17 protein-coding genes are annotated in these 24,475 nt (G+C 48.3%); 12 read left to right on the top strand and 5 right to left on the bottom strand.

The window, feature by feature from the left end; all coding sequences use genetic code 11:
* Positions 1–60: 60 nt before the first annotated feature.
* The gene (locus tag N7386_RS11840; RefSeq protein ID WP_011717173.1) at positions 61–2,775 is read right to left on the bottom strand and encodes an acetate--CoA ligase family protein; all 2,715 of its coding nucleotides are present in this window, start codon (positions 2,773–2,775) and stop codon (positions 61–63) included.
* A gap of 274 nt (positions 2,776–3,049) precedes the next feature.
* Between N7386_RS11840 and N7386_RS11835 the strand changes: the two genes are divergently transcribed.
* The 10 genes from N7386_RS11835 to N7386_RS11790 are packed head-to-tail and all read left to right on the top strand — an operon-like array spanning position 3,050 to position 13,708.
* Complete coding sequence (locus N7386_RS11835) at positions 3,050–4,186, top strand: methyl-accepting chemotaxis protein (RefSeq protein ID WP_011717172.1); 1,137 nt, start codon at positions 3,050–3,052, stop codon at positions 4,184–4,186.
* A gap of 14 nt (positions 4,187–4,200) precedes the next feature.
* The gene (locus tag N7386_RS11830) at positions 4,201–4,494 is read left to right on the top strand and encodes an STAS domain-containing protein (RefSeq protein WP_011717171.1); all 294 of its coding nucleotides are present in this window, start codon (positions 4,201–4,203) and stop codon (positions 4,492–4,494) included.
* A 24-nt stretch (positions 4,495–4,518) separates the two neighbouring features.
* Positions 4,519–6,192 (top strand): fused response regulator/phosphatase, encoded by a 1,674-nt coding sequence (locus tag N7386_RS11825; protein ID WP_244096560.1) that lies wholly within the window; start codon positions 4,519–4,521, stop codon positions 6,190–6,192.
* Positions 6,193–6,558: a response regulator gene (locus tag N7386_RS11820; protein ID WP_011717169.1), complete on the top strand. Its 366-nt coding sequence runs from the start codon at positions 6,193–6,195 to the stop codon at positions 6,556–6,558. It abuts the gene before it with no gap.
* An 18-nt stretch (positions 6,559–6,576) separates the two neighbouring features.
* Positions 6,577–8,691, top strand: coding sequence for a chemotaxis protein CheA (locus tag N7386_RS11815; protein WP_011717168.1), 2,115 nt, complete (start codon positions 6,577–6,579; stop codon positions 8,689–8,691).
* A 14-nt stretch (positions 8,692–8,705) separates the two neighbouring features.
* A complete protein-coding gene (locus N7386_RS11810) occupies positions 8,706–9,218 on the top strand; it encodes a chemotaxis protein CheW (RefSeq protein WP_011717167.1) in 513 nt (170 codons plus the stop codon).
* A 5-nt stretch (positions 9,219–9,223) separates the two neighbouring features.
* Positions 9,224–11,197 (top strand): methyl-accepting chemotaxis protein, encoded by a 1,974-nt coding sequence (locus N7386_RS11805; protein ID WP_011717166.1) that lies wholly within the window; start codon positions 9,224–9,226, stop codon positions 11,195–11,197.
* A complete protein-coding gene (locus tag N7386_RS11800; RefSeq protein WP_011717165.1) occupies positions 11,198–12,028 on the top strand; it encodes a CheR family methyltransferase in 831 nt (276 codons plus the stop codon).
* Entirely contained in the window at positions 12,029–12,649 is a 621-nt protein-coding gene (gene cheD / locus N7386_RS11795) for a chemoreceptor glutamine deamidase CheD (RefSeq protein ID WP_011717164.1), read from the top strand. It abuts the gene before it with no gap.
* Between the two features lie 3 nt (positions 12,650–12,652).
* The gene (locus N7386_RS11790) at positions 12,653–13,708 is read left to right on the top strand and encodes a chemotaxis response regulator protein-glutamate methylesterase (protein ID WP_279768630.1); all 1,056 of its coding nucleotides are present in this window, start codon (positions 12,653–12,655) and stop codon (positions 13,706–13,708) included.
* A gap of 168 nt (positions 13,709–13,876) precedes the next feature.
* Here the strand turns inward: N7386_RS11790 and N7386_RS11785 are convergent, their stop codons facing one another.
* Positions 13,877–15,508: a diguanylate cyclase gene (locus tag N7386_RS11785; RefSeq protein ID WP_011717162.1), complete on the bottom strand. Its 1,632-nt coding sequence runs from the start codon at positions 15,506–15,508 to the stop codon at positions 13,877–13,879.
* A gap of 317 nt (positions 15,509–15,825) precedes the next feature.
* Here N7386_RS11785 and N7386_RS11780 point away from each other — a divergent pair, with 317 nt between their 5' ends.
* Both N7386_RS11780 and N7386_RS11775 read left to right on the top strand, forming a co-directional pair.
* A complete protein-coding gene (locus N7386_RS11780) occupies positions 15,826–16,887 on the top strand; it encodes a nuclease-related domain-containing protein (RefSeq protein WP_011717161.1) in 1,062 nt (353 codons plus the stop codon).
* A 98-nt stretch (positions 16,888–16,985) separates the two neighbouring features.
* Positions 16,986–17,435 (top strand): SRPBCC family protein, encoded by a 450-nt coding sequence (locus N7386_RS11775; RefSeq protein WP_011717160.1) that lies wholly within the window; start codon positions 16,986–16,988, stop codon positions 17,433–17,435.
* A gap of 157 nt (positions 17,436–17,592) precedes the next feature.
* On the opposite strand, the gene N7386_RS11770 is transcribed toward N7386_RS11775, so the two are convergent.
* The 3 genes from N7386_RS11770 to N7386_RS11760 all read right to left on the bottom strand — a co-directional run bounded on the left by N7386_RS11770 (position 17,593) and on the right by N7386_RS11760 (position 24,239).
* Positions 17,593–19,185 carry an ABC-F family ATPase gene (locus N7386_RS11770; RefSeq protein ID WP_011622847.1) on the bottom strand — a complete coding sequence of 531 codons (1,593 nt, stop codon included), beginning with the start codon at positions 19,183–19,185 and terminating at the stop codon, positions 17,593–17,595.
* 232 nt (positions 19,186–19,417) lie between these two features.
* Positions 19,418–21,379 carry a phytase gene (locus tag N7386_RS11765; protein WP_279768625.1) on the bottom strand — a complete coding sequence of 654 codons (1,962 nt, stop codon included), beginning with the start codon at positions 21,377–21,379 and terminating at the stop codon, positions 19,418–19,420.
* Positions 21,380–21,404: 25 nt separating this feature from the next.
* Positions 21,405–24,239, bottom strand: coding sequence for a TonB-dependent receptor (locus N7386_RS11760; RefSeq protein ID WP_279768623.1), 2,835 nt, complete (start codon positions 24,237–24,239; stop codon positions 21,405–21,407).
* Positions 24,240–24,475: the final 236 nt, after the last annotated feature.

Here is a 24,475-nt window from a genome sequence, read left to right as displayed (position 1 = left end):
GCCGCATCTTTTGAGTGCGGCGTTTTTTATTGTGTCCAGCGGGGCGAAGTTTGCTTCGCGCTATTGACTCTTATTGGCGTTGGGCGCCTTAAGATCCATATGCATTTTGATCAAATGTTCTTCCATATCGAAGGTAACCTTAAAGCCTAAGCTCTTGGCAAGGCTTGCCATATTGCGGTTTTCAAACATGGTAAAGCCCGTTAGCACTGGGGTGTCATTGGCTTGATAGTATTTAATCAATTTTTCGAGCAGTAATTTACCCAGCCCAATACCTTGGTGATCGCCCCGTACCGCCATGGCAAATTCGGCTTCGGTATTGTCGGGATCGATGGAGGCCCTGACCGCACCTAGGGTGATGTCATCACCGTCCGGTCCCTTGGCGGTGGCGATAAACGCCATTTCGCGGGCATAGTCGATTTGGGTCAGTACCGCCATTTCCTCGTGGGTCATCTTAGAGCGCACGCCAAAGTAGCGTTTGTACCTGTCTTCATCGGAGAGGGAATTATCAAAGGCCAAATGCTTGGGCTCATCCTCGGGCAGGATCGGACGCAGCATGACCTTAAGACCATTTTTAAGCTCGGCAAACTCCTCTAATTCCTTGGGATAGGGCATGATGGCAAGACGCGAGGTGTTATCGGTATTGGCATCGTGCAGACGGATATTCACATCGAGCAGGGTGATGTTTTCTCCCGCCGCCAGCACAGGGTTAAGATCTAACGATGCTATTTCTGGGCAGTCAATGATGATGTGGGAAATTTGCGTCAGCATCACGCATAGGGCGTTCATATCCAGCCCCAGTGGTAAATGCCTGTCCTTTAATTTATGGGTCTTTAAGGCTTGGATCACCATGTAACGGGCCAGCGCCATATTGAGTGGCGGCAAGGCGACCGCAGCATCTTGAGTCGGATCCCACTCCGAGCCGCCTTCACCTAAACAGATGGCCGGACCGAAGACGGGATCGCTAATCACGGCGACCCGAATTTCCTGCGCGCCTGCGGTCAAGGCCATCTTCTGCACTATCATGCCCTCGATAATCGCGTCGGGATTGGCCTGATGTACCCGCTGGGTGATTGCGTTGGCGGCATGGCGAATATCTTCCGCCGAGGTGAGGTTAAGCATGACGCCGTGGACATCGGATTTATGCAAAATATTCGGCGATTGCACCTTGAGCGCGAGGGGATAACCCGCCTCATTGGCAATAGCGACGGCCTCATCGGCATCTTTGACAAACCAAGTGTCGATAGTATTGAGGCCATAGGCGCGTAAAATCGGGCTGGCCTCGTGGGTTTCGAGTACCGCTTTGCCCTTGGCCTGTGCCGCTTGCAGCAGTTTTCGCGCCGTTTGGCTATCGGTCGGAATATTGTCGGGGATCGACTGCGGCACTTCCTGCAACAGTTTTTGGTTACGGCGATATTCCACCATATGCATAAAGGCGCCGACTGCACCTTCGGGGGTGCGATAGGTGGAGATGCCGCCCTTGGTAAAGCGTTTGCGGGCTTGATAGGCCGAGTCTTCACCGCTCCAGTTGGTGAGGATATTTAAGCGGTTTTTCTTCGGATGCGCGTGGATCACTTTAATTAAGGCATCGGCAATCTCGACACTTTCACCAAGGGCGGACGGCGAATGCAGCACCAAAATGGCGTCTAATTCTTCACAATCCATCAGGATATTGAGTGCGCTGGCGTAACGGCTGGCGTTGGCATCGCCGATAATGTCGACGGGGTTTTGTTTCGACCACGTATTGGGCAACACGGCATCGAGTTTGGCGATGGTCTCTTGGGATAATTCCGCCAGTTTACCGCCGCGCAGAATAAGTTCATCGACGGCCAATACCGCTGGGCCGCCACCATTACTGATAATCCCTAATCGCTCGCCCTGCAATGGATTAGAGTGGGCGAGGCTTTCTACCGCGGCAAAAAGTTCAATTAAATCATTTACCCGCAGCATACCTGCGCGCCTAAAGGCGGCTTCGTACACGGCATCGTTACCGCCAATGCCACCCGTATGCAACTTGGCAGCCCGCACTCCTTCGGCGCTGCGACCGGATTTAATCACTAATATGGGCTTATTGCGGGAGGCTGCGCGGGCGGCAGAGAGAAAATGGCGTTTCTCATTGACAGAGTCGATATACAACATGATGGCACTAGTACGGCTATCACGGCCGAGGAAATCGAGCAATTCATCGAAGTTAATATCGGTGGCATCCCCAAGGGAGATAAAGGATGAAAAGCCAATACCTTTGTTGTTGGCCCAATCCAGTACCGTGGTACAAATCGCCGCAGACTGCGACACAAAAGCAATTTTGCCGGGCAGGGCGCTGGCGTGGGCCAAACTGGCATTGAGCCCTAACGGCGGTAACAACATCCCCAAACTATTGGGGCCAAGAATGCGCATGCCGTAGCGTTTTGCATGTTGCATGGCCAAGTTGAGCAGGCTGACACCTTCTTCATTCATCTCCTGCGCCATGCCGGAGGCCATGATAATCGCCACCTTACAGCCGAATTGCGCCAGGGTTTCGACGATGGCGGGCACGCGACTGGCGCGGGTACAGATGACTGCCAGATCGGGCTTTATCGGCAAGGCTTCAATATTGGGATAGGCAAGCACACCCATCACGGCGCGGTATTTTGGCGTCACGGGCATGATGGGGCCAGAAAATCCGCTCGAGAGCAGGTTTTTCATCAGCACATTACCGGCGCGTTTCTCACTATTGGAGGCGCCAATAATGGCTACGGATGTGGGTTTAAATAAGGAGTGTAATGTACGTTGACTCATAAATGATCCCATCCCAGTCGAAGACAACGCCAGTGTAACCTAGGCTTTGCAGGCTGCACAGCTAAGTTTATGTATCCACTAGACAAGTCTATGAGTTAATCAGCCATTCGCCTGATAAAAAAGCCGTTCTACTGATTTAGTTGGCGCCAAATCACTATTCGTACAATTTTTGCGCACGCCGTGCTGATTTGAGCGAAAAAAATCAGTTAGTCGTTTGAAAACCCCTGAATATGAAACTACTTTTTAATCACAGATCAATAATTGCGAAGTCTCTATGACATACAAGGATGGCATTGTTGCAGTGTTTGCAGCAGTAATAGGATATTTTATCGGCAGCTTAGTCAGTTTTACGCTGAGTACCTTAGTTGCCGTGATTATCATGCTCGGTTGGCAATTCTATCGACAATCCTCAGCCTCTCAACCCATACCTCACTCCTTTGCCACTTCCGCAGCGAGCGGCGACTGGCAAGATCAGCTTAATCTCTATCAAGAAGTGTCAGTGTCATTAAAGACCTGCGAGCAGAGTATCGACGATGTGCTGTCGGTACAGTCGGATGCGGTTGATTTACTCGGTGGCGCCTTCGATGGCTTAGGTAAATTAATGCACGAGCAAAGCGAGTTTATCTCAGCATTGGTTCATAGCGCCGATGATGAAGAAATCTTTCACTCAGAGCAGATGAAGCTATTTGCCAATAACACTTCGATGACGCTAGAGCGTTTTATTCAATCGACCATTGAGATGTCTGCATCCAATATCGATCTGCTCGAAAAGGTCAATGTGATTTATGAATCTATGCCTCAGGCGATGAAGGCACTCAAGGATATAGACCAAATCTCTTCGCAAACTAATCTATTAGCCTTAAATGCGGCCATTGAAGCCGCCCGCGCGGGCGATGCGGGCAGGGGCTTTGCCGTGGTGGCCGATGAAGTGCGCGCCTTATCTAATCGCAGTGCAGGCTTTAGCGAAAGTATTCAAAAACAGTTACATACCATTCAAGTGCAAATCGAGCAGCTCACCCATCAAGTGAGTAAAGTGGCTGCTCAGGATATGTCTTACATTATTGAGGCGAAAAAAGATCTCGATACCGCGCTGGAGCAAATCATTGTTAAAGCAGAAAAAGATGCCGCAGTGATTGACAGAATTGATGCCTCTGCCCATGAATTGGAAAGCGCCATTGCAGACGCTATTCGTGGCTTACAATTTAGCGATATCACCTCCCAAAGTATGATTTACACCAATCAGACGCTGCAACATTTGCGGGAGTCCTTAAATAGTGTCACCGCGATGTCGCCTGAAGAATTCGACGAACAGTGTGATGGTCTGGTATCCCAGATCAGTGGTCGGCGTAAAAATACCCATAACCCAGTATCAGCAAGTCAAATCAGTTGCGGTGAAATTGAGCTTTTCTAAATAGGGACATTGTGATGGCTAATATTTTCTACATCTCTTTGCCGGAACGTTTTGATTTTTATCACCATAAAAAATTCACCAACGATTATCAAAAGGCCTTTCTCGAAGAGGACATTAAGCACTTAGTGCTGGATTTTAGCCGCGTGCTTTACATTGATAGCTCGGCCCTTGGAATGATGGTGTTGCTGCATCGAAAAGCGTTGGAGCGACAGATCAGCACGGCGATTCGAGGTTTGCACGGTCAAGCGGAAGAAATTATCAACATAGCTAATATGGGTCGTTTGTATCTTGTCGAACGGGATGTATAAGTGCCTAAAAGCCAACGCTATATTTTGGTCATTGAAGATGACCTAGTGACAAACCAAATTATTACCGCGTTTATTCACAGTAAAGGTTGGGGGGTGATCACTTGTTGTAGTTTAGAAGAGGCCAGTGAGGAAATTTACCAGCAGAATATTGAGCTTATCTTATTGGATTATTTTCTACCCGACGGTTCAGCTTTAACGTTATTAGAAAAATTAAGATATTGCGAGTCACCTGTACCAGTGATTGTGATCAGCGCTGATAATGAGTATCAAAAAATATTATCTTGTTTTAGATTAGGCGCCCTCGATTACATTATTAAACCAATTAATTTAGAGCTATTTTGGCATAAAGTTGAAGGCCTGCTCGCACATTTTTCCTTAGAGAAACAAGTTAAGCAACAACGCTCTATTTTAGAAAAGATGCTATATCAAAAAGCCCGCGAAGAACAAATGGCGAGGCACTTATTTGAGCATCTGGTCAATATCGGTAATGTCACTTACGATTTTGTCAAAACGTTTACTCAAGCCAGTGCCAATTTTAGCGGCGATATTATTCTCAATACCGTGGGACCTAACGGTAATTTCTTTTTAATCATAGCCGACTCCACTGGCCATGGTTTAAGCGCGGCCATGCCGATTTTACGGGTGGCGAATACCTTCAGAGCTATGGTAGCGAAAGGCTTTAATTTGGTGAGTTTGATTTACGAGCTCAATGCCAACGTGTATGAAGACAGCCCCGGCGATCGTTTTGTTGCTGCTATGGTATTGGAAGTCGATTTCTTTAAGAATCAGATACATCTTTGGAATGGCGGTATGCCGGATGCACTGCTTTACCAAGATGAGTTTGAGGGTTCAACCGGGCATAGCGAGCTGGACCATATACAAAGATATCGCTCTAAAAATATGGCGCTGGGTATTTTATCGCCTAGTTCGTTTATCGCTAATATTGCTACATTCCCGATCCCTAAAACTGGCCGAATTTGTCTACTTAGTGACGGTTTAATCGAGCAACAGAGTAAAGGCGGTGTTTTTTTTGGCATGGATAGCGTGATTTCACTGCTGAGTTTTTACGGCCGCGATTTAACCGAGCACCTTAAAGCAAAACTCAAAAGTATTTTTGAACATGAGATAACCGATGATATTGCCGTCTGCGTACTCGATTTTGAGTTATTAAATAACTGGTATCGAGAACGAGAACATAAATCGAGTCAAATATGCATGAAAGGGGAGTTTGCTTGGGCGATAAAAATGATGGGGTCAATGCTGTTAAATGTCGATTATTTAAATTCACTGAATCAGTTTTTGAATATTTTTGGGTTTTCTACTACGTTTAGTCAGAGGGTATTTACTGTTGTTTCTGAGTTAGTTACCAACGCAGTGGACCATGGTGTGCTTAAGTTAGACTCGCGACTTAAAAATGATCCCGAGAGCTTTGAACTGTACCACAGTATACGTGAAGGCAGCATAGACAAATTGATCGCTTCTGACTGGGTCAAGGTCGAGCTCGAATGGCATGCACAGTTAAATGAACTCAAGATTATCGTGTCCGACAGTGGTGAGGGTTATATCCCCAAAGAGCAGGCTGCATCAACAGATTGGTTTCAAATTTCGGGTCGTGGGCTTTTATTAGTCAAGTCTCTTTGTAAGAGCTATGAATTAGTGGCTCCAGGAAATAAAACTAAAGTCATAATGGAATTGTAAATGAGCAAAAAAATATTAATTGTTGATGACTCGGCCGCGATTAGACAGATGGTCGAGGCGACATTAAAGTCGGCCAATTACCAAGTCGTATTAGCAAAGGATGGCCGTGAAGCCTTAGATTTATGCGGTGGGCAACGATTCGATTTTATTTTGACGGATCAAAATATGCCCCGTATGGATGGCTTAACCTTAATCAAATCCCTCAGAGGCATGTCGGCCTTTATACGCACGCCGATTGTGATGCTGACCACTGAAGCCGGTGAAGATATGAAGGCCCAAGGACGAGCCGCTGGCGCCACGGGATGGATGGTCAAGCCCTTTGACCCCCAAAAGTTATTAGCTATCACAGCCAAAGTGCTGGGCTAACTTAGGTCGGGGTGTGCTATGTCCATTAATATGGCAGAGTTCCATCAGGTTTTTTTTGAAGAAAGCCACGAACATCTTGAAAATATGGAGCAATTGCTCCTTGCATTAGATTTAGCCGCCCCCGATCCCGAAGAACTAAATACCATCTTCCGTGCCGCCCATTCGATTAAAGGGGGCAGTGGAATCTTTGGTTTTACCGCGCTGACCAGTGTGACTCACGTAATGGAGAATTTGCTCGATAAAACCCGAAAGGGCACGTTTGAGCTGTCATCCTCCGTCATTGATCTCTTGCTTCGTACCGTCGATACCCTGTCGCATATTTTAAATCTCTATCGAGAGGAAGAACCTATCGATTGGCAACAGGTGGAGTTTGCTAAAAACCAGTTAGTGGCGGCGTTAAATGGTGAGCCGTTTTCGACCCAGGCGGCCAAGGTTGTCGAGACCGCTAACCAAGAGAAACCTGCTGCGGTATCAACCAATTCGGCATCACAAGAAGATGCGAGTTTTGGTTTTTTTGAAGATGAAGTCGAGCTGGGGCTGGTCGATGAAACGGAACATTTCGGCTTTTTTGACGAGGCTTATACCGCAAAGGAAATCCGCGTCGAGGATATTCATTCAAACGCTGCAGATTCCGCAACCCATGCTGCTGTGAGTGACGATGAATTAGGTTACGGCTTTTTTGAATCACTGACAGCAGAGAGTTTTGCAAATGAGTTGGACGCGTTATCAACACCGATTCAGAATGTGCAAGTAACTGATAAGCCGGTATATAAAACCTTGGTTGAACAATCTGACGCCAAAACGGCTCGTTCAAAAAAGCCGCCTAAAGACAGCGCCCAACTTAAATCTCAAGCGACTACGGATGTAAAACTGGAGGCGCAAACCCATTTAGCTTCATCCCCTGCGATGAATACGACATCAGCAACACCAGCTGCCTCTAGCCAAGTGGCGAAAAAGGCGAGCACATCGACTCAAGATGCCACCTTGAGGGTGGAAACCTCCAAGATAGATACCTTAGTTAATCTGGCGGGTGAATTGGTGATCACCCAATCCATGCTCACTCTTATAGGCAATGAACTGGGCGGTGAATTAGGTGAGCGGCTTAAAACCGCGCTCAATGAGTTAGAGCGCAATACCCGGGAAATGCAGGAAGCCGTGATGTCGGTGCGCATGTTACCCGTGTCGTTCGTGTTTAACCGTTTCCATCGTTTGGTGCGGGATTTGTCGGAGCAGCTTGGCAAAAATGTCACTCTGGTGATTGAAGGCGGTAACACTGAAATTGATAAGGGAATGATCGAAAAGTTGGTCGACCCTTTGACCCATCTCGTACGCAACAGTCTAGACCATGGTATTGAAAAGCCAGAAAAAAGAGTCGCGGCAGGTAAAAGTGAGGTCGGTGTGTTGTCCCTTAAGGCGAGTCAGCGTGGCGGCAGTATAGTGATCGCCGTTCACGATGATGGCGGCGGTTTAAACCGCGAGCGCATTTTGCAAAAGGCCCGGGAAAATGGCATGGCACTGCCTGAGAACATGACGGACAAGCAAGTATGGCAATTGATCTTTGCCGCGGGGTTCTCAACGGCCGCTGAGGTCACCGATGTCTCTGGTCGCGGCGTGGGTATGGATGTGGTGCGCAAGAATATTGAGGCCTTAGGCGGTCGCATCGATATTGATTCCGTTGCGGGCGAGGGCGCGACCTTCGAAATCCAGCTTCCTCTTACCTTAGCCATAGTCGATGGCATGAGTGTCAGCGTGGGCAATCAAATCTATATCTTGCCCTTAGTGCACATTATTGAATCGATACAGCCACAAACCGAGCAGCTTAAATTTTTGGCTAAAGAGCGGTTACTCAGGGTGCGGGAAGAATATTTACCCCTGCTAAACCTCTATCAATTAATGGAAATAGAACCCCAAGCCAAGACGCCAGAAGCCGGCATAGTGGTCTTGCTCGAAAGCAATAATAAACGCTTTGGCCTGTGTGTCGATGCACTCGTCGGGCAGCAACAAGTGGTGATCAAGAGCCTTGAAAAACACTATCGGCGGATCCCCGGTGTATCGGGGGCGACCATCATGGGCGATGGCAGCGTGGCCTTGATCCTCGATGTTGAATCACTTGCACTGCATATCAAAAATTAACTAAGGATGTCGCAATGGATAACCGCACGAACACGGCGAGTAAGCAGGAATATAGCGTCCACGATGAGGTCGAGTTTTTAAGCTTTGTGCTGGGTGAAGAACATTACGCGCTCGACATTATGTCGGTGAAGGAGATCCGCGGTTATGAACCCGTCACCAAAATTGCCAATGCGCCGAGTTTTATCAAAGGCGTGCTCAATCTCAGGGGCGATATCGTTCCGATTGTCGATTTAAGGATGAAGTTTGCCGTGGGCAGTGCGACCTACAACGAGTTCACCATCGTCATTATGTTGAATGTGTTTGACCGTATCGTCGGGATTGTCGTCGACGCGGTGTCGGATGTGATTAAACTCGCCGCCGAAGAAATTCTACCCGCTCCCGAGTTTGGGGTGGCCTTCGATAGCCGTTACCTTAAGGGGCTGGCCACGGTAGAAGACAAGATGATCATTTTGGTAAATATACAGGCTCTGATCAGCAGTGATGAGCTGGGTCTAATTGATGCAAATAGTCTGTCTGATCAGGAGTAATCATAATGGGTATTTTCAATGTGTTTGGAAATGAAGAGGCGCGCCAGCAAAAGGAAGAAGAGCTGCAACGCTATTTCCAATTATTAGATAACAGCGGCAACAGCTTTATGATCGCCGACAGCAACCGCAATATTATCTACGCCAATAAAGCGGTATTGAATATGTTATCCGAGGCCGAGGCGGATATTCGCAAAGAGCTGCCGCAGTTCTCTGTGGCCAAGGTGGTGGGCAGTAATATCGATATTTTCCATAAAAATCCGGCTCATCAACGCAATATGCTCGAGCGCCTTACCCAATCCCATACGGCGCAAATCACCATAGGTAAACGGACTTTTAAGCTGATCCTCACACCCATTATCACACGTGAAAATAAGCACTTAGGCACGGGCGTTGAATGGATTGATAGAACAGAGAGCATAGAGTCCGAGCGGGCGACGCAGCGCATTTTAGAGGCGCTGAATAATACTAGTACCAATGTGATGATCGCCGATGCCAACCGCACCATTATCTATATGAACCGCTCGGTGGAATCGATGCTGCGCCAATCTGAGAGTGAGATAAGACAAGCGCTGCCGCATTTCTCCGTGGATAAAATTCTTGGCAGCTCGATGGATATTTTCCATAAGAATCCAGCCCATCAAGCCAGTCTGTTAGACAAGCTCGATCGTAAATATGAATCGCAGATCAAAGTGGCCAGTTGTCACTTCCGCTTAACCGCAAGCCCGATTATTTCTAAAACGGGTGAGCGGTTAGGCTCTGTCGTCGAATGGCTGGACCGTACGGTCGAAGTGCAAATCGAGCAAGAAATCTCGCGCATCGTCAATGCGGCTGCGGCGGGGGATTTCTCCCAACGGGCCGAGACGCAAGGTAAGCAGGGCTTCTTCTTGATGCTCGCCAATAGCCTCAATGCCTTGATTGAAACCTCGGATCGCGGTTTGCAGGATGTGGCGCGGGTGTTGATGGCGCTCGCCGAAGGTGATTTAACCACGCGTATCTATAACGATTACGAAGGCACCTTTAATGATTTGAAAAACTATTCAAATCAAACGGCTGAAAAGCTCTCTTACATGATAAGAGACATTCAAAAAGCCGCCGATACCATCAATACCGCCTCTTCTGAAATCGCCCAGGGCAATGCCGATTTATCGAGTCGTACCGAGGAGCAAGCATCGAGTCTTGAACAAACCTCAGCGAGTATGGAAGAGCTGACGGGCACAGTGAAGTTAAATGCCGATAACGCCAGTCAAGCCAATGCACTTGCCTCTAAGGCCGCCGACGTTGCCGTCGATGGGGGCGAGCTTATCCAGCAAGTGGTGCAAACCATGGCATCGATTAACGAATCGGCACGTAAGATCGCCGATATTATTGGGGTTATCGATGGCATTGCCTTCCAAACCAATATCTTAGCGCTTAATGCCGCGGTCGAAGCGGCCAGAGCCGGCGAGCAAGGCCGTGGATTTGCGGTGGTGGCCTCAGAGGTGAGAAGCCTGGCACAACGTTCGGCCAACGCGGCCAAGGACATTAAGGCCTTGATCTCAGACTCTGTGACCAAAATCGAGAGTGGCAACAGTTTAGTCGGCAAATCCGGCGATACTATGAAAGAAATCGTCATCGCCATTAAACGGGTGAACGATATTATGGCCGAAATTGCCTCGGCCTCGAATGAGCAGGCCATCGGCATCGATGAGATCAGCAAAGCCGTAGTACAAATGGATGAAATGACGCAGCAAAACGCGGCCTTAGTGGAAGAAGCCGCCGCCGCAGCCGAAAGCATGCAGTCACAGGCGCAGCAGTTAGCCGACAGTGTGGCGAACTTTACCGTGGATGAAGACACCAGCGCTGCGCCCAAATCCGTGGCGAGCACCAAAAAGTTAGCGGTTAAGCAACCGCCATCGACAGTGACTCGCATGCCCGTGAAACCTAAGGCGATGGCGCCAAAGGTCAATAAAGCCGACCAAGACGAATGGGAAGATTTTTGATTGAGCGAACATCAACCTCTAGGGAAAGAGTTTGTTTTTACGGCGGCGCACTTTAATACGGTGAAGACACGGCTGTATCAATTTGCCGGGATTAAGTTAGCCGACAGTAAAGACGCTATGGTGTACAGCCGCTTAGTCCGGCGGATCAGGGCGCTGAAGTTAGCGGGATTTACCGCGTATTTCGAGTATTTGCAGGCAAACGAGGGTGAGCACCAGGAGTTTATTAATGCGCTGACCACTAACCAGACGGCATTCTTTCGCGAGCCGCATCACTTTGAGATTTTAAGGCAATATTTGCAGGCTCATCCGCACACCAAAAGGATCTGGTGTGCGGCCAGCAGTACTGGGGAAGAGCCTTATTCGATTGCCATGGTGGTTGCGGAGCATTTTGGCCGTTTTAACACTCCCATCGAAATCGTCGCCTCCGATATCGACAGTCGGGTGTTATACAAGGCGCAAACGGGGATTTACCCCATCGAGCGTATCGAGGCGGTGAGTGCCGAGCGCAAGAAGGCGTTTTTTCAGCGTGGACGTGGGGCACAACAAGGCAATGTGCGCGTGGTCCCTGAACTTAAACAGATGTTGCATTTTACGCGGCTTAATTTGGTCGATGAGTTTTGGTCAATCAAGACGCCCATCGATGTGATTTTTTGTCGCAATGTCATGATTTATTTCGATAAAATAACGCAGGAAAGCATTCTTAAACATATGATGCTTTCCCTTGCCGACGATGGTCTCTACATCGCTGGCCATTCGGAGAACTTTAATATGTTCCCCCAGATCATTAAGCCCGTGGGCCAAACAACCTACAAGGCGGTAAAGGGAGCTTGAGTGCCAAAACCGAATATTGAGTACCCTGTTATCGAGCCGAATCGGTATTTTGACCATCATTTTGGCTGTGACGCCGTAAAAATTCTACCAGGAGAATTCTACGCCACACGGGATCAAACCATGATAGTCACAGTGTTAGGCTCATGCATTTCAGTATGCCTCTATGATCCTGACTTAAGAATTGGGGGAATGAACCATTTTTTATTACCGAGCGATAATGGCAACAGTTCTGGGATATTAACCGATTCGGCCCGCTACGGTGTATACGCCATGGAGTTGCTGATTAACGAGTTGCTCAAACTCGGTGCGCGGCGCCGCGCCTTGGTCGCTAAAGTGTTTGGTGGCGGCAACATGCTCAACGGGATCACCGCCCATAATATTGGGGAGCGCAATGCGGAGTTTGTGCTCGAGTATTTGCAGGTGGAGCAAATTCCAATATTGGCAGCGGATTTACTCGATTTTTATCCTCGAAAAGTATATTTCTTCCCCGGGACGGGATTAGTCAAAGTACGAAAAATCAAAACGATGCATAACAGCACCATTATGGACAGGGAAAGTGAATATCGCCTACGGATCAGGAATTTGCCCAGTGGCGGAGATGTAGAATTTTTTGGTGACTAAGCGATGACGATAAAAGTACTAGTGGTAGATGATTCGGCACTGATCCGTAACCTATTGGGCAAAATGATCGAGGCTGATCCTGAGTTATCTTTGGTGGGTATGGCCGCCGATGCTTATATGGCCAAGGATATGGTGAAACAGCATCGCCCCGATGTGATTACATTAGATATTGAAATGCCCAAGGTGGATGGGCTGACCTTTTTAGACCGATTGATGAAGGCCAGACCTACAGCGGTGGTAATGATTTCCTCATTAACCGAAGAGGGCGCCGATGCCACCTTCAACGCGCTAGGATTAGGTGCGGTGGATTTTATCCCTAAACCGAAATTAGACTCCCCCCAGGATTTTAATGAATATCAAGATTTGATTCTGGAGAAAATTAAATCGGCGGCGAATGCTAAGCTGAAAACCCAACGCACTCAACCCGTTGCTGCGACTCCGCCAAGCCTAAAACCCAACCTTGCAAATCGCGTGATCAATACTCAACTACTGGCAATTGGCGCTTCGACGGGCGGCACTGAAGCCATTTTATATCTGTTGCAACAGTTTCCTGCAGTCATGCCACCGATAGTGATCACCCAACATATGCCGCCGGGCTTTACCCGCACCTTTGCTGAGCGGCTAAATAAACTTACCCGTTTGAATGTTAAGCAAGCCGATGATGGCGAACGTTTATTGCCCTGTTATGTGTATATTGCGCCCGGAGATCAGCACTTAGAAGTGATTAAGGTCGGCGGCAGTTTTAAGACCCGTTTGACCCAAGGTGATAAGGTTAGCGGCCATAGGCCCTCGGTGGATGTGTTGTTTAATTCGGTTGCGGCGTGTGCGGGGGCCAATACCACGGCGGCTATCCTCACAGGAATGGGCAAAGATGGTGCCGATGGCATGGCATTAATCGACCAGCAGGGGGGCAAAACCTTTGCTCAGGGGGAACAGAGCTGTGTGGTGTTTGGTATGCCAAGGGAAGCGATTAAACGCGGCGTTATCCATCATGTGGTCGAACTGCCGCAACTGGCGGATAAAATGCTCAACTATTTAGCCTCGCTTAAGCGAGACTAAAAGCGCTTATAAATAGGTTTTGGTCTTATCAATGGCAAATCACGCGCTATTTTGTCATTCCTCGTAACAGTCTTATTTGTATGCATCAGTTTCGTCATTTATGCAACTGATAGCCATAAGTCACTTTTTAAAGTCCTGTCTTAGATTAACTCGTTGATGCGTTGAGGCTTATTTTAAAGTGGTGATTAAACGGTTGCGTCCAGTTCGCTTCGCCTCATACAGATTTTTATCCGCCAGCAATAAACAATCTTGAAACTCATTACATTCGGTCGAGAAGGCCAAGCCACCGCTTAGGGTGACTTTAAATTCAGCGCCTTCTTCAACAAATACGATATGACTAAAGCTCTCGCGAATGGCATTAAGCTTGGCAATGGCTAAGGGCGCGGGTAGATCGGGCAAGACCAACATAAATTCCTCGCCACCGTAACGCCCCATAAAATCCACAGGACGTAGAGATTGCTGCAACAGGTGGGCAAAGGCTAAAAGGACTTTGTCGCCGCCAGAATGTCCATAGGTATCATTTACTTGTTTAAAGTGATCTAAATCCAGCATGGCAATGCACACTGAAGAGTTGATACGTTTGGCGAGGTTATAACAGCGGCGTGCAGCAACCAGGATCTGAGTGTGATTGAGCAGCCCGGTTAAGCTATCACGGCTGGCGGAGCTGCGAATATCATGGCCACGCTGGGCGCGGGAAATCACTTGGGTCACAAACAGACTCGGCGCGGTTTGCTTTGAGATTAAATCGTCGGATCCCGCCTGAATGATGCTGACCTTGTTCTGCATGGTGTCGTCGGAGCTGAGCACGAGTATCGGACTCGAGCTGTACTTGTCTAATTGGCGGATCATTTTTGCCAGCTCTAAACCATTCACATCGGGCATATACAAATCAAAAATAAACAAGTCTGGCTCAAATTGCTCAAGGGTCGGCAATACTTGTTCGGGTTTGGTCATGCCTTTTACCATTAGGCCATGACTGCGAAGTAGGCTGGAAAAATAATCGACCATGGATTGCTGATCGTCCACTAGCAGAATTTTGAGCGGCTGTTTTTCTGACATTTTAAGCCATTGGTGGATCTTGCGTACCAGTAGCGTGGTTTCGGCGGGTTTGACAAAATACTCGCTGACATTGGCGCGGATCGCCAGCAGTCGCATCTCGAAGTCGCCGCGGGAAGAGAGAACAAACACGCGGGTGTTGTTTTTTTCAAATTCAGTCGCCGCCGTAAATAAAGCGGCCTCGGTATAATCGGGCAAGATAAGATCGAGTAAGACTAAATCGAAGGGCGAGGTATTTTGGATCCCCAGAAAATCGGTGAAATTTAAAAAATGCTGCACATTAAAACCAAACTCATGCAGCTGTTTAGTGATCATCGCCCCGACATTACTGTCATCCTCCACAATCGCAATTCGATACTCATGCCGTGCTTTGGTGGGCTTATAGGGGCTTTGCTGCATTTGCGCTTCCACCACGGGTGCTGCGGGTTCACTACGTAGATTATTTTGCAGCAGTTGATGGAATAGGGTGTCTAACCCCTTGATGACGGGCAGTTCTGGCGCAGGAGCGTCCAGTAGGTTTTTTAGCTGTAATTCGAGTCTATCGACGATATCTTTGGTTTCGGTTAAGCCGAAAGTTTCACAGGAGCCCTTTAAATTATGCACCTCACGGTATACGGCCGACAGCATATGGCTTTGCCAGTTTTTCCGTAGTGATATCCATAAGGTAATGATTTGCTTCTTTTTATCTGGTAGCGCATGCAAGTACTGACGTTTTAATTGTTCTAAGGATTCTTCAAGACTCATAAACCATCACCATGATAAGAATTTACAGAATAAATTGGTGCACAGCTGGCGCGTATGCAATACCCCATAAGGTTTAATTCACCCAATTCATTGAGTTGTGCTTTGTGGGTGCTTTAAGAGTGTAAACCAAGGCAGAGAAAATGCGGGCAAAAATACCAGTCTTGGTTGATTGTGATTAGAAATCTATTTCGCAGATGGGTTAACTAATTATCTCTCGAGTTCGTTATAGCAATTTATGGCGGTTGAAAATAATAAATCAGATCAAGTAACGTATAACCGTTGCAATGATAGCAAACAATAACAGGAGTTATTTCAAGGTGAAGGGATGCGTAAAGAATATCAGGCACAACGCCAAGTTCTGCATGTTGTTGGCTGTAATGGCCAGTGTCGTTGGTGTAGGCCTTTATCCTTTTTCGCTAAAGGCATTAGAGAAACAAGACTCTGAAGCCATCTGTATTCTTATCCAAAGTGAGATGCAAGATTGGCATCCAACCACGCCGCGTTATCAAGAGCTTAAGGCAAGATTCGATGCGCGTTGCCAGCAACCCGTCGCCAACGGTGTTAAATCCACGGTAAAGCAGCCTGCAATGCCAACTACGGCTCGCCAAGACAAGCCGCAGAACCCCAATCAGCTAACCGTGGTAACAGCTAAACCTACGCCCGCTCAAAGCACGATTTCGCCCATCTCTTCAGTACTCGAGTCGTTGTCGATTCTGATTTTTATACTTGTGTCTGCGATAGTCTCCTTGCTATTTCGTCCGACACTTAGGCAATACCGAGCAGAAAGGTTAGGTCAACAGGGTGAAAAGCGGGTCGCTAAGTTACTGAAACAGGGATTCAAAGATGAGGACTTCCGACTTTATCGCAATTTAATTTTACCTATGGATGAGATAACTGAAGGTACGTCTGCTTTGACAGAGGTGGATTTAGTTTTATTGACCCATTTTGGCGTGTTCGTTATTGAAGTTAAAAATTACTCCGGCTGGATATTTGGGGGAGAGAAGCAGGCCCTGTGGACGCAAAAAATTTTTACTAAACAAACCCGCTTTAAAAATCCTCTCCATCAAAACTATAAACATTGCTTAGCCGTTGCCCACTGCTTAGGGTTAGTGGAGGGACTCCATTCGGTTGTTGTTTTTAGCGATGAGGCGAGCTTTAAAACGCCGTTGCCTAAAAATGTGGTGAATGAGTCAGGACTTTTGAGCTTAATCGCTCAATATAAAGGGCAAATCAGTCAAACCACGCATAACACAAATCTGGCATTTACTCGCGCCGCAGAACGGCTGGATATTGCCCAGCAGCAATCAGACTCTGATGCTAAATCATTGCACTTAATGCAGTTTAAGCATCGCCGCGTCGAGCCAACCATCTCAAGCTGAGGGGATACTTAATATTCTCGCGCAGGTGATAACGAATGGGATTCTTGCGCTATCTTTAAGAACATCATTGGCCCATAAGCAATTGGAAGGATAAGGATATGTCGGATAACACAGGTACAGTGAAGTTACATAGAGTGCTGCGTGCGCCCGCGGCGTTAGTCTACAAAGCCTTTACCGATAAAGCGGCGTTAGAGCGTTGGTTACCACCTTACGGCTTTGTGGGGACGATTCATGAGTTTGAATTGGCCGTTGGGGCGGGCTATAGCATGAGCTTTACCCAATTCGCGACGGGATACAGTCACTCCTTTAAGGTGGTCTATACCGAGCTTATTCCCAACCAACTGATTAGACATACTGACCAGTTTGATAATGAGAATCTGCCTGGTGTGATGCAGGTGACTATCGAATTAACTGAGGTTTCCTGCGGTACCAATTTGCAGATCATTCAGGAGGGGATTCCAGCCGTTATCCCTGAGGAGATGTGTTATTTAGGCTGGCAGGAGTCATTACAACAATTAGCGGCTTTGGTGGAAGCGAAAACCGAGTAACGCAGTCAGTCACTGCGTATATGAAAGGCTGATACAAAAGGGGAGTATAAAAAAGACGCTAAGCTCGAGTAGAGTGAAGCGTCTTTTCTTTGGGTCTTTTGAAGTCCTTTAGCAAAAGGGCGTTTATCAAAAGCGCTTTTGCAAAAGCCGTTGGCGATTAGGCACTGGCAAGGTTTGCCAAATACTCATCAAAGGTCCCTTGGAAGTTGACTAATTTTCTATCGCGAATATCGATAATGCGGGTTGCTAACGAGGACACAAATTCGCGGTCGTGGCTAACGAAAATCAATGTGCCTTCAAAATCTTTGAGGGCATTATTTAAGGATTCAATCGCTTCCATATCCATATGGTTGGTCGGTTCGTCCATAATGATGACGTTGATATCTTGCATCATTAACTTGCCGAAAATTAAACGGTTTTTCTCACCACCTGAGCAGTTTTTGGCTTTTTTGTTGGCATCATCTTCGGTAAACAGCAAACGACCTAACATGGCACGCACCATCAAATCGTTGTGTTTTGGCTGACGCCATTGGTCCATCCATTCAATAATAGTCAAATCATTATCAAAATCGCTGGTGCTGTCCTGTGGGCAGTAACCAATGGAAGCGTTTTCAGACCACTTAATCACGCCTTGATTATGGATTAACTCATTGACTAAACAGCGTAATAAGGTCGTTTTGCCGACACCGTTCTCACCGATAATCGCAAGCTTTGCGCCGGCTTCGAGGATTAAATCGCCGCCTTCGAATAGCAATTCGCCGTCAAAACCGTGGGCGAGGTTCTCAAGCACCAATGCCTGACGGTGCATCTTCTTGCCTGGCGCGAAGCGGATTGACGGCGCGATACGGCTGGAGGATTTGACTTCATCCAACTTAATTTTGTCCATGCGCTTGGCGCGTGAACTGGCGAGTTTTGCCTTAGAGGCGTTAGCACCGAATCGGTTAACGAAGTCTTGCAGCTCTTCAATTTCAGCGCTCTTTTTGGCGTTGCTCGACAGCAATTGTTCGCGCTGCAGCGCCGATTGCTCAAGGAAGTATTCGTAGTTGCCAGGGTAAATCCGCAGCTCACCGTAATCGATATCCGCCATATGGGTACAGACAGCATTTAAGAAGTGTCTGTCGTGGGAAATAATGATCATGGTGCATTTGCGCTTATTCAGCTCAGTTTCGAGCCAACTGATGGTGTGAATATCCAAGTTGTTGGTGGGCTCGTCGAGCAGCAATATATCGGGGTTCGCAAACAGTGCTTGGGCTAACAGCACGCGCAGTTTCCAACCGGGGGCGACCTGTGACATTGGGCCATAGTGGAAGGATTCTTCGATACCGGCTTCAATCAGAATTTCGCCCGCGCGGCTCTCGGCGCTGTAGCCGTCCATCTCGGCAAATTCACTCTCAAGATCGCCCACACGCATGCCGTCTTCTTCGGTCATATCGGGTTTGGCATAAATCGCGTCACGCTCTTGCTTGATTTTCCACAGCTGGGTATCGCCCATGATCACCGCATCGATAACCGTGTATTGCTCGAAGGCGAATTGATCTTGGCTTAGGGTGCCGACCTTTAAGCCCGGCGTGATCGACACGTTGCCCGAGGTTGGGGCGAGGGCGCCACTTAAGATCTTCATAAAAGTCGATTTGCCGCAGCCGTTTGCGCCAATCAAACCATAACGGTTGCCGTTGCCAAATTTTGCCGAGATATTTTCAAATAATGGCTCTGGGCCGAATTGCATGGTGATATTTGCGGTAGAGATCAAGGGTATGTCCTAGGAAAAAGTCGTTAATAACGGCTTAAAAAGCTGGCAACCGCAAACAGTATTGCAATATCGAGCTAGTTATTGGCCAAATGATTTGGGCGCGGAGTATAGCGATTTCAGACTCAAGATGCGAGTTTCAAGCAAAAAGGTTCAAGGCAAAAATAAACCGAGCCACTCGGACTCGGTTATCATTCCTCTCGCCAGATCATGCAGCTTTCAACTGGCTCAATACTCAGTTAAGCGATAATTCCTCGATAATATTGCGCCAAGGCAGCCATTTAAAAGATTGATTATTATCGGGTAAATGATTGTGTCCATCCTGTACCACCAGCATTCCCTGTTGCCAAGCTCCGGTTCCAACGCTTAAGTGAGTCACGGCCAAGCCATCGGTTTCGCTACTGCCATCGATACTGGTTTCGCGGCCATTTTCCATGCCGTTAAGGTTGACTCCAATACGGAACTTACCTAATTGGGCATAAGGCGACTGTGCCTGATACAGCAAGTAACTGTTGTCGCCTTGACTCGACACCACCAGCAGATCCTGCTTTTTACCGTGAATATTGGCGCCTTGATAGAGTGAAATGCCTTCAACATCGGGGACTAAGTCGCCCTCGGCTTTAATGATGAGTTCACCTTGGGTACCGCCATTGGCCTTGGCATTAAAGCGCCAAATGCCTTTATCTTCTTCACCGATAAACAGCGCGTGCTGAGCCTCATCGACCACACAGCCTTCGACTTGGCTTGGGGTATGGATATCGCGCACCAGCTTGATGCTTGGGCCATTTGTTTGCCAATCGACGCGGTATTGGGCGATGCGGCCGGACTTTTCATTGGCGAATACATACAAGTTGTTAGCATCTTGGTACAGGCACATGCCATAAATATCCACCATATTGGTGGCTTGATTGGGATACTCGCTTAACTTGCCTTGAGCGTCGATTTCATAGAAGGCGAGACTGTCGTTATCCCTTAATGTGGCCACGGCGATATCGCGTTTTTTACCGCCCAGCATCACTTGCTGGCGTAAATCGACGTTATTGATGCGCCCCGATGGTATGGCTTGAACCTGCTCGCCACGCATATTAAAACTCAATAGCCCCCAACGTTTGTTGGTGCCAAGCACTAGGCTTTTTTCCGGTTCAGTTGGATGGACCCAAATCGCCGGATCGTCCATGGTATCGCCGGGTCTATCGGAAGGAGCGCTTTCAACCCAAGCGGGAATTTCGACAATCTCCTTTTGAGTTTCTTTTGCGTTAGGTTCAATGCTAGCTGCGGATAATGATGCCTCGGTAAACCAATATTGATCGGTTTTATCATCATAAAGCGAGAGCTGAAGGGTGGTGTGATTGTCTTTAATGTTGCTAATATTACCGCCGCTGCGATAACCGCTTAGCCCTTGCACTTTACCCAAGTGGTAGTTTGCAATCGGTTGTTGATCTAAGGTCAGGACGCCTTTTTTATCGCTTAACAATAACTTGCCATCGATGACTTGCATGCCCGCGATATCATTATTGAGGGCGGCGAGAATCAACTTAGCGCTATTATCGGCGAAGGGGCTGGCATCAAATTGCCAGACACCGGCTTCGGGCTCACTCACTAACAGTTTATCTCCATCGATGGCGCAGCTGGTGCTGTTGACGGGAATCGCCTGACTACGCATTTTTTTCGGCATAAAGTGTCCGGCATCGCCTAATAGCCATTGCTCGCTATAACCGTCTTCGCCGCCAAACCAAGCGTAGATATTGCCATCCTGCGGCCTTGGCTGAATACAGATCCAATTGATTTCAAACGATGCCATCGGCAGCAGTGGCAACACGTTGGTCGCAACTTTGTCCTCAATCTGTTTAATCATGATAGGGCGAATGCGATCGGCACGGCGATCGAGCGTTAAGGCATAGGGATCGCTAAAGGCCAACAGCTCAAACTCACCTTTGACTAAGGTTTTGGCGGCGGGTAGCGACGTTTTATCAGCGCTTGGCATGCTTTGTAACATCAAACCATTTTTTTCACTGACCCAAAGCCAATCAACGGCAGGGATTATTGCGTTGTTATCCTTGGTAAACAGCAAGGCTTGGGCTTGGCTGCCTTTGTGGGCTGGGGCTGTGATTGGTTGAGCGAATGCGCTCAAGGGCGCACTGATAAGGCCTGCTAAGCTAACGGCTATGGCACTAATTTTGGTAAATGTTGTTGTCATATCTTTGTTCTTATTCAATAGGTGATTAATAGTTGGTGTACTGCACGCCTAACTGGAAAGTGCGGCCATAGGCTTCGTATTGGGCGTTGTAGCTGCTTTCACCCGTGTAGCTGTAATAGGGCTCGTCGGTCAGATTCACCCCTTTGAAATACAAGGTTAAATTGCTGGTTAAATGGGCCTTGGCGACAAAATCCCACTGCAAGTGATTGTCTTGATAGAGATCGTAACGCTCATCACTGAGCTCAGTGACTTCCTGTAAATATTCGGATTTATAGGCTGCTGACAACCAGACACTGGCGTAACTGTTTTCATAGCCAAGCGACAGGTTAGCGGTGAGATCCGATTGACTTGGCATGGGAATATCGCGGCTCAGTAACTGGCCATCCTCCAGCCAACTGATCTTGGCGCTGGAGTCCGTGTAGGTAAGGTTAGAGTTGAGCACCAGTGCATTAAAGGGCTCGGGCAAAAAGTTAAACTCTTGCACATAGCTGAGTTCCAGGCCGTAGATATCGGCACTGTCGCCATTGACAAAGGTCACGGCGCTATGGGCATCCACATAGTCGCCACGGCCAGCTAAATCCGCCTGATAGATAAAGTTGTCGATATCTTTATAAAACAGCCCCGCCGAAATTAAGCCGATATTGCCAAAATAGTGCTCGAGGCTTAAGTCAAAGTTCATCGATTCGAGCGACTTAAGCTGTGGATTACCGAAGGTTAAATCGATGTCACCATCATCCTCCTCGAGCAAATATCCCGGCGCTAATTGGCCAAAGGTCGGACGGACTAAGGTGTTGGTCCAAGCGGCGCGCAGCACGGTATTGTCGCTATAGCGGTAAGTGAGATGCAGTGCGGGCAGCCAATGATCCTCATCGCGGGAGTGGTTGATATCGATAAACTCGCCCTTGGCGCCATCGTAACCGTAGCCGCTGGATTCCCATTGATTTTGCTCGAAACGTAGCCCAGTTAAGATACGCAGTTTATCGATATCAATATGACCCATTAGGTAGGCGGCGTTGATATCTTCGCTGATATCAAAATCGTTAATGGTGGACTCGATATCATCGCGATTGCTCTCGGCATTGAGGCTGTCGATAAGCTGCCACAGCGGCGTAGCATCGATCCCGCTGCCAAAGCGGCCGAGGTCATAGTCAAGCTCATTGCCCGCATATTGACTCAATAGCAAATCGTCATCGCTCACGCCTTGATCGCCTAAGTCGCTGTAGATCCAGATATCTTCGCGATTGGATTTATCGCGGCGACTTAGCTTGACCCCGGTTTTTAGCTCGACACTGTAATCCGCGAGGGTTAACTGGCGGGTGAGATCCAGTTGACCACTGTTTATGGTGTCTTCGGCCTTGGAAGCGGCGATTTCAATCTCATCTAGCTCAAAGTTAGCATTTTGAAAGTAATCTTCGGGGGCGATAATCTGTGGCTGTTTGGTATTGCCAAAACCCGTGTTATCAATCTTGGCGACAAAGTCGGCGCCGGCGATATCCCGCGGTTTTTCGGCGCTGGCGGTGCTGTGGCTCGCCTGATAGTCGAAGGTCCAGCGTTCGAAGCGGGTTTGACCGCCCAGCACAAAGGAGGTGATGTTTTGATTTTCGGTGCGTGATTTTAGCGAGCGGGTGGTTTTGCCTTGGCTGAGAGCATTGGCTTGTTGCGGCGATTTCCACTTGGTTTTAGCGCTGTTACGGGTTTCAGTATCATCAAACTCACTGTAAAGGGTGCGCAGATACAGATCGGTATCATCGCTCGGACGATAATCGAAGTTCACCCCTATGCCTAAACGTTCCCGATTGATTTCATAATCCCGCGCATCGATGGATTCGAGCGCCGCATCCTCAAAGCCGTTATCCCCAGCAAACTCCCATTTACCGCCGGTTTCGACGTTATCTGAGCCAAAGTCGCGGTTATACCAACTGGCACCTATGGCTACCCCTAGTTTGTCGGCAAAGATATCGCTGTAGCTGGCGGCGAGTTTGGGATTGGTATTGTCGGTTAAGGTATCTTGGCTCGCCTCGGCGTTGAGGTTGAGATAAGTATCATCGCGATCGAAGGCCGACAGACTTTTAACCTCAATCGCGCCGCCCAGTGCATCGGCATCCATATCCGGCGTTAAGGTTTTGCTCACTTCCACCGATTGCAATAGATCCGATGGTACTACATCCAGGGCAACCGCACGGCGATCGCTTTCGGGTGAGGGCAAGCGGGTGCCGTTCATCGACACTGAGTTATAGTCCGGCGCCATACCGCGCACGCGCACAAAACGACCTTCGCCCTGATCCCGCTCGATAGATAGCCCTGGCACCCGTTGCAGCGATTCACTGATATTGCTGTCGGGGAAATTCCCCAGCACATCGGCGCTGACCACACTCAGCACATTGTCGGCGCCGCGTTGGCGGTTCATGGATTTACTTAATGCGCCTTGTTGGCCGACGACACGAATATGCTCGACATCTTGGCTGCTTAAGTTGATATCTTGCAGCGTGGTTTGTTTATCGCGAATGCTAACGCTATGTTCCAGCGGCATAGCACCGAGGTAGTTGACTACTAAGGTGTAATCGCCATCCTGCACGCCGACAAAGAAGAAGCGGCCATCGCGGCCTGCCTGTTGACTCAGGTTGAGCTCTTTTAAGGTGACGGTCGCGCCAGCAAGGGGTTGTTGACTGACATTATCGCGAATTTGCCCTTCAAGCTTGCCTACGGCAAGGGCGTGAGTGCTAAAGCCTGCGACCATCATAGCCAAGCTTATTGCCGACAGACGTGCAGCCAATCGGGTTTTAGGGATGGCATGTTGCTTTCGCGGCGCTTGGGAGCCTTGTTGTAACTCTTGTTGTAATGGCGGGGTACGAGATTGCATCTTGAGTTCCGTTTAAGTTGTTTCTGTTGAGTGTTATTGCAAGCCTTGGGTGAAGGCCTATTTGTGATGGCGGCCAAGTTAGGGGAGCAAAATGTCAGATTTGTGACGGGATAATTGATCTACCGTGTTTGGCGCTTGTTAACGGACGAAAATGGCGCTTTTCGGCCGTGAGTGAGCCAAAATGACGCTGGAAAATCATCGCAAAAAAATAGGCATGGATTAATCAAAATCGCTCA

This window comes from Shewanella sp. GD04112, assembly GCF_029835735.1.
Classification (GTDB): domain Bacteria; phylum Pseudomonadota; class Gammaproteobacteria; order Enterobacterales; family Shewanellaceae; genus Shewanella.
Note: the sequence above shows the minus strand (reverse complement) of the source record. Positions and strands in the feature narration are given on the sequence as shown.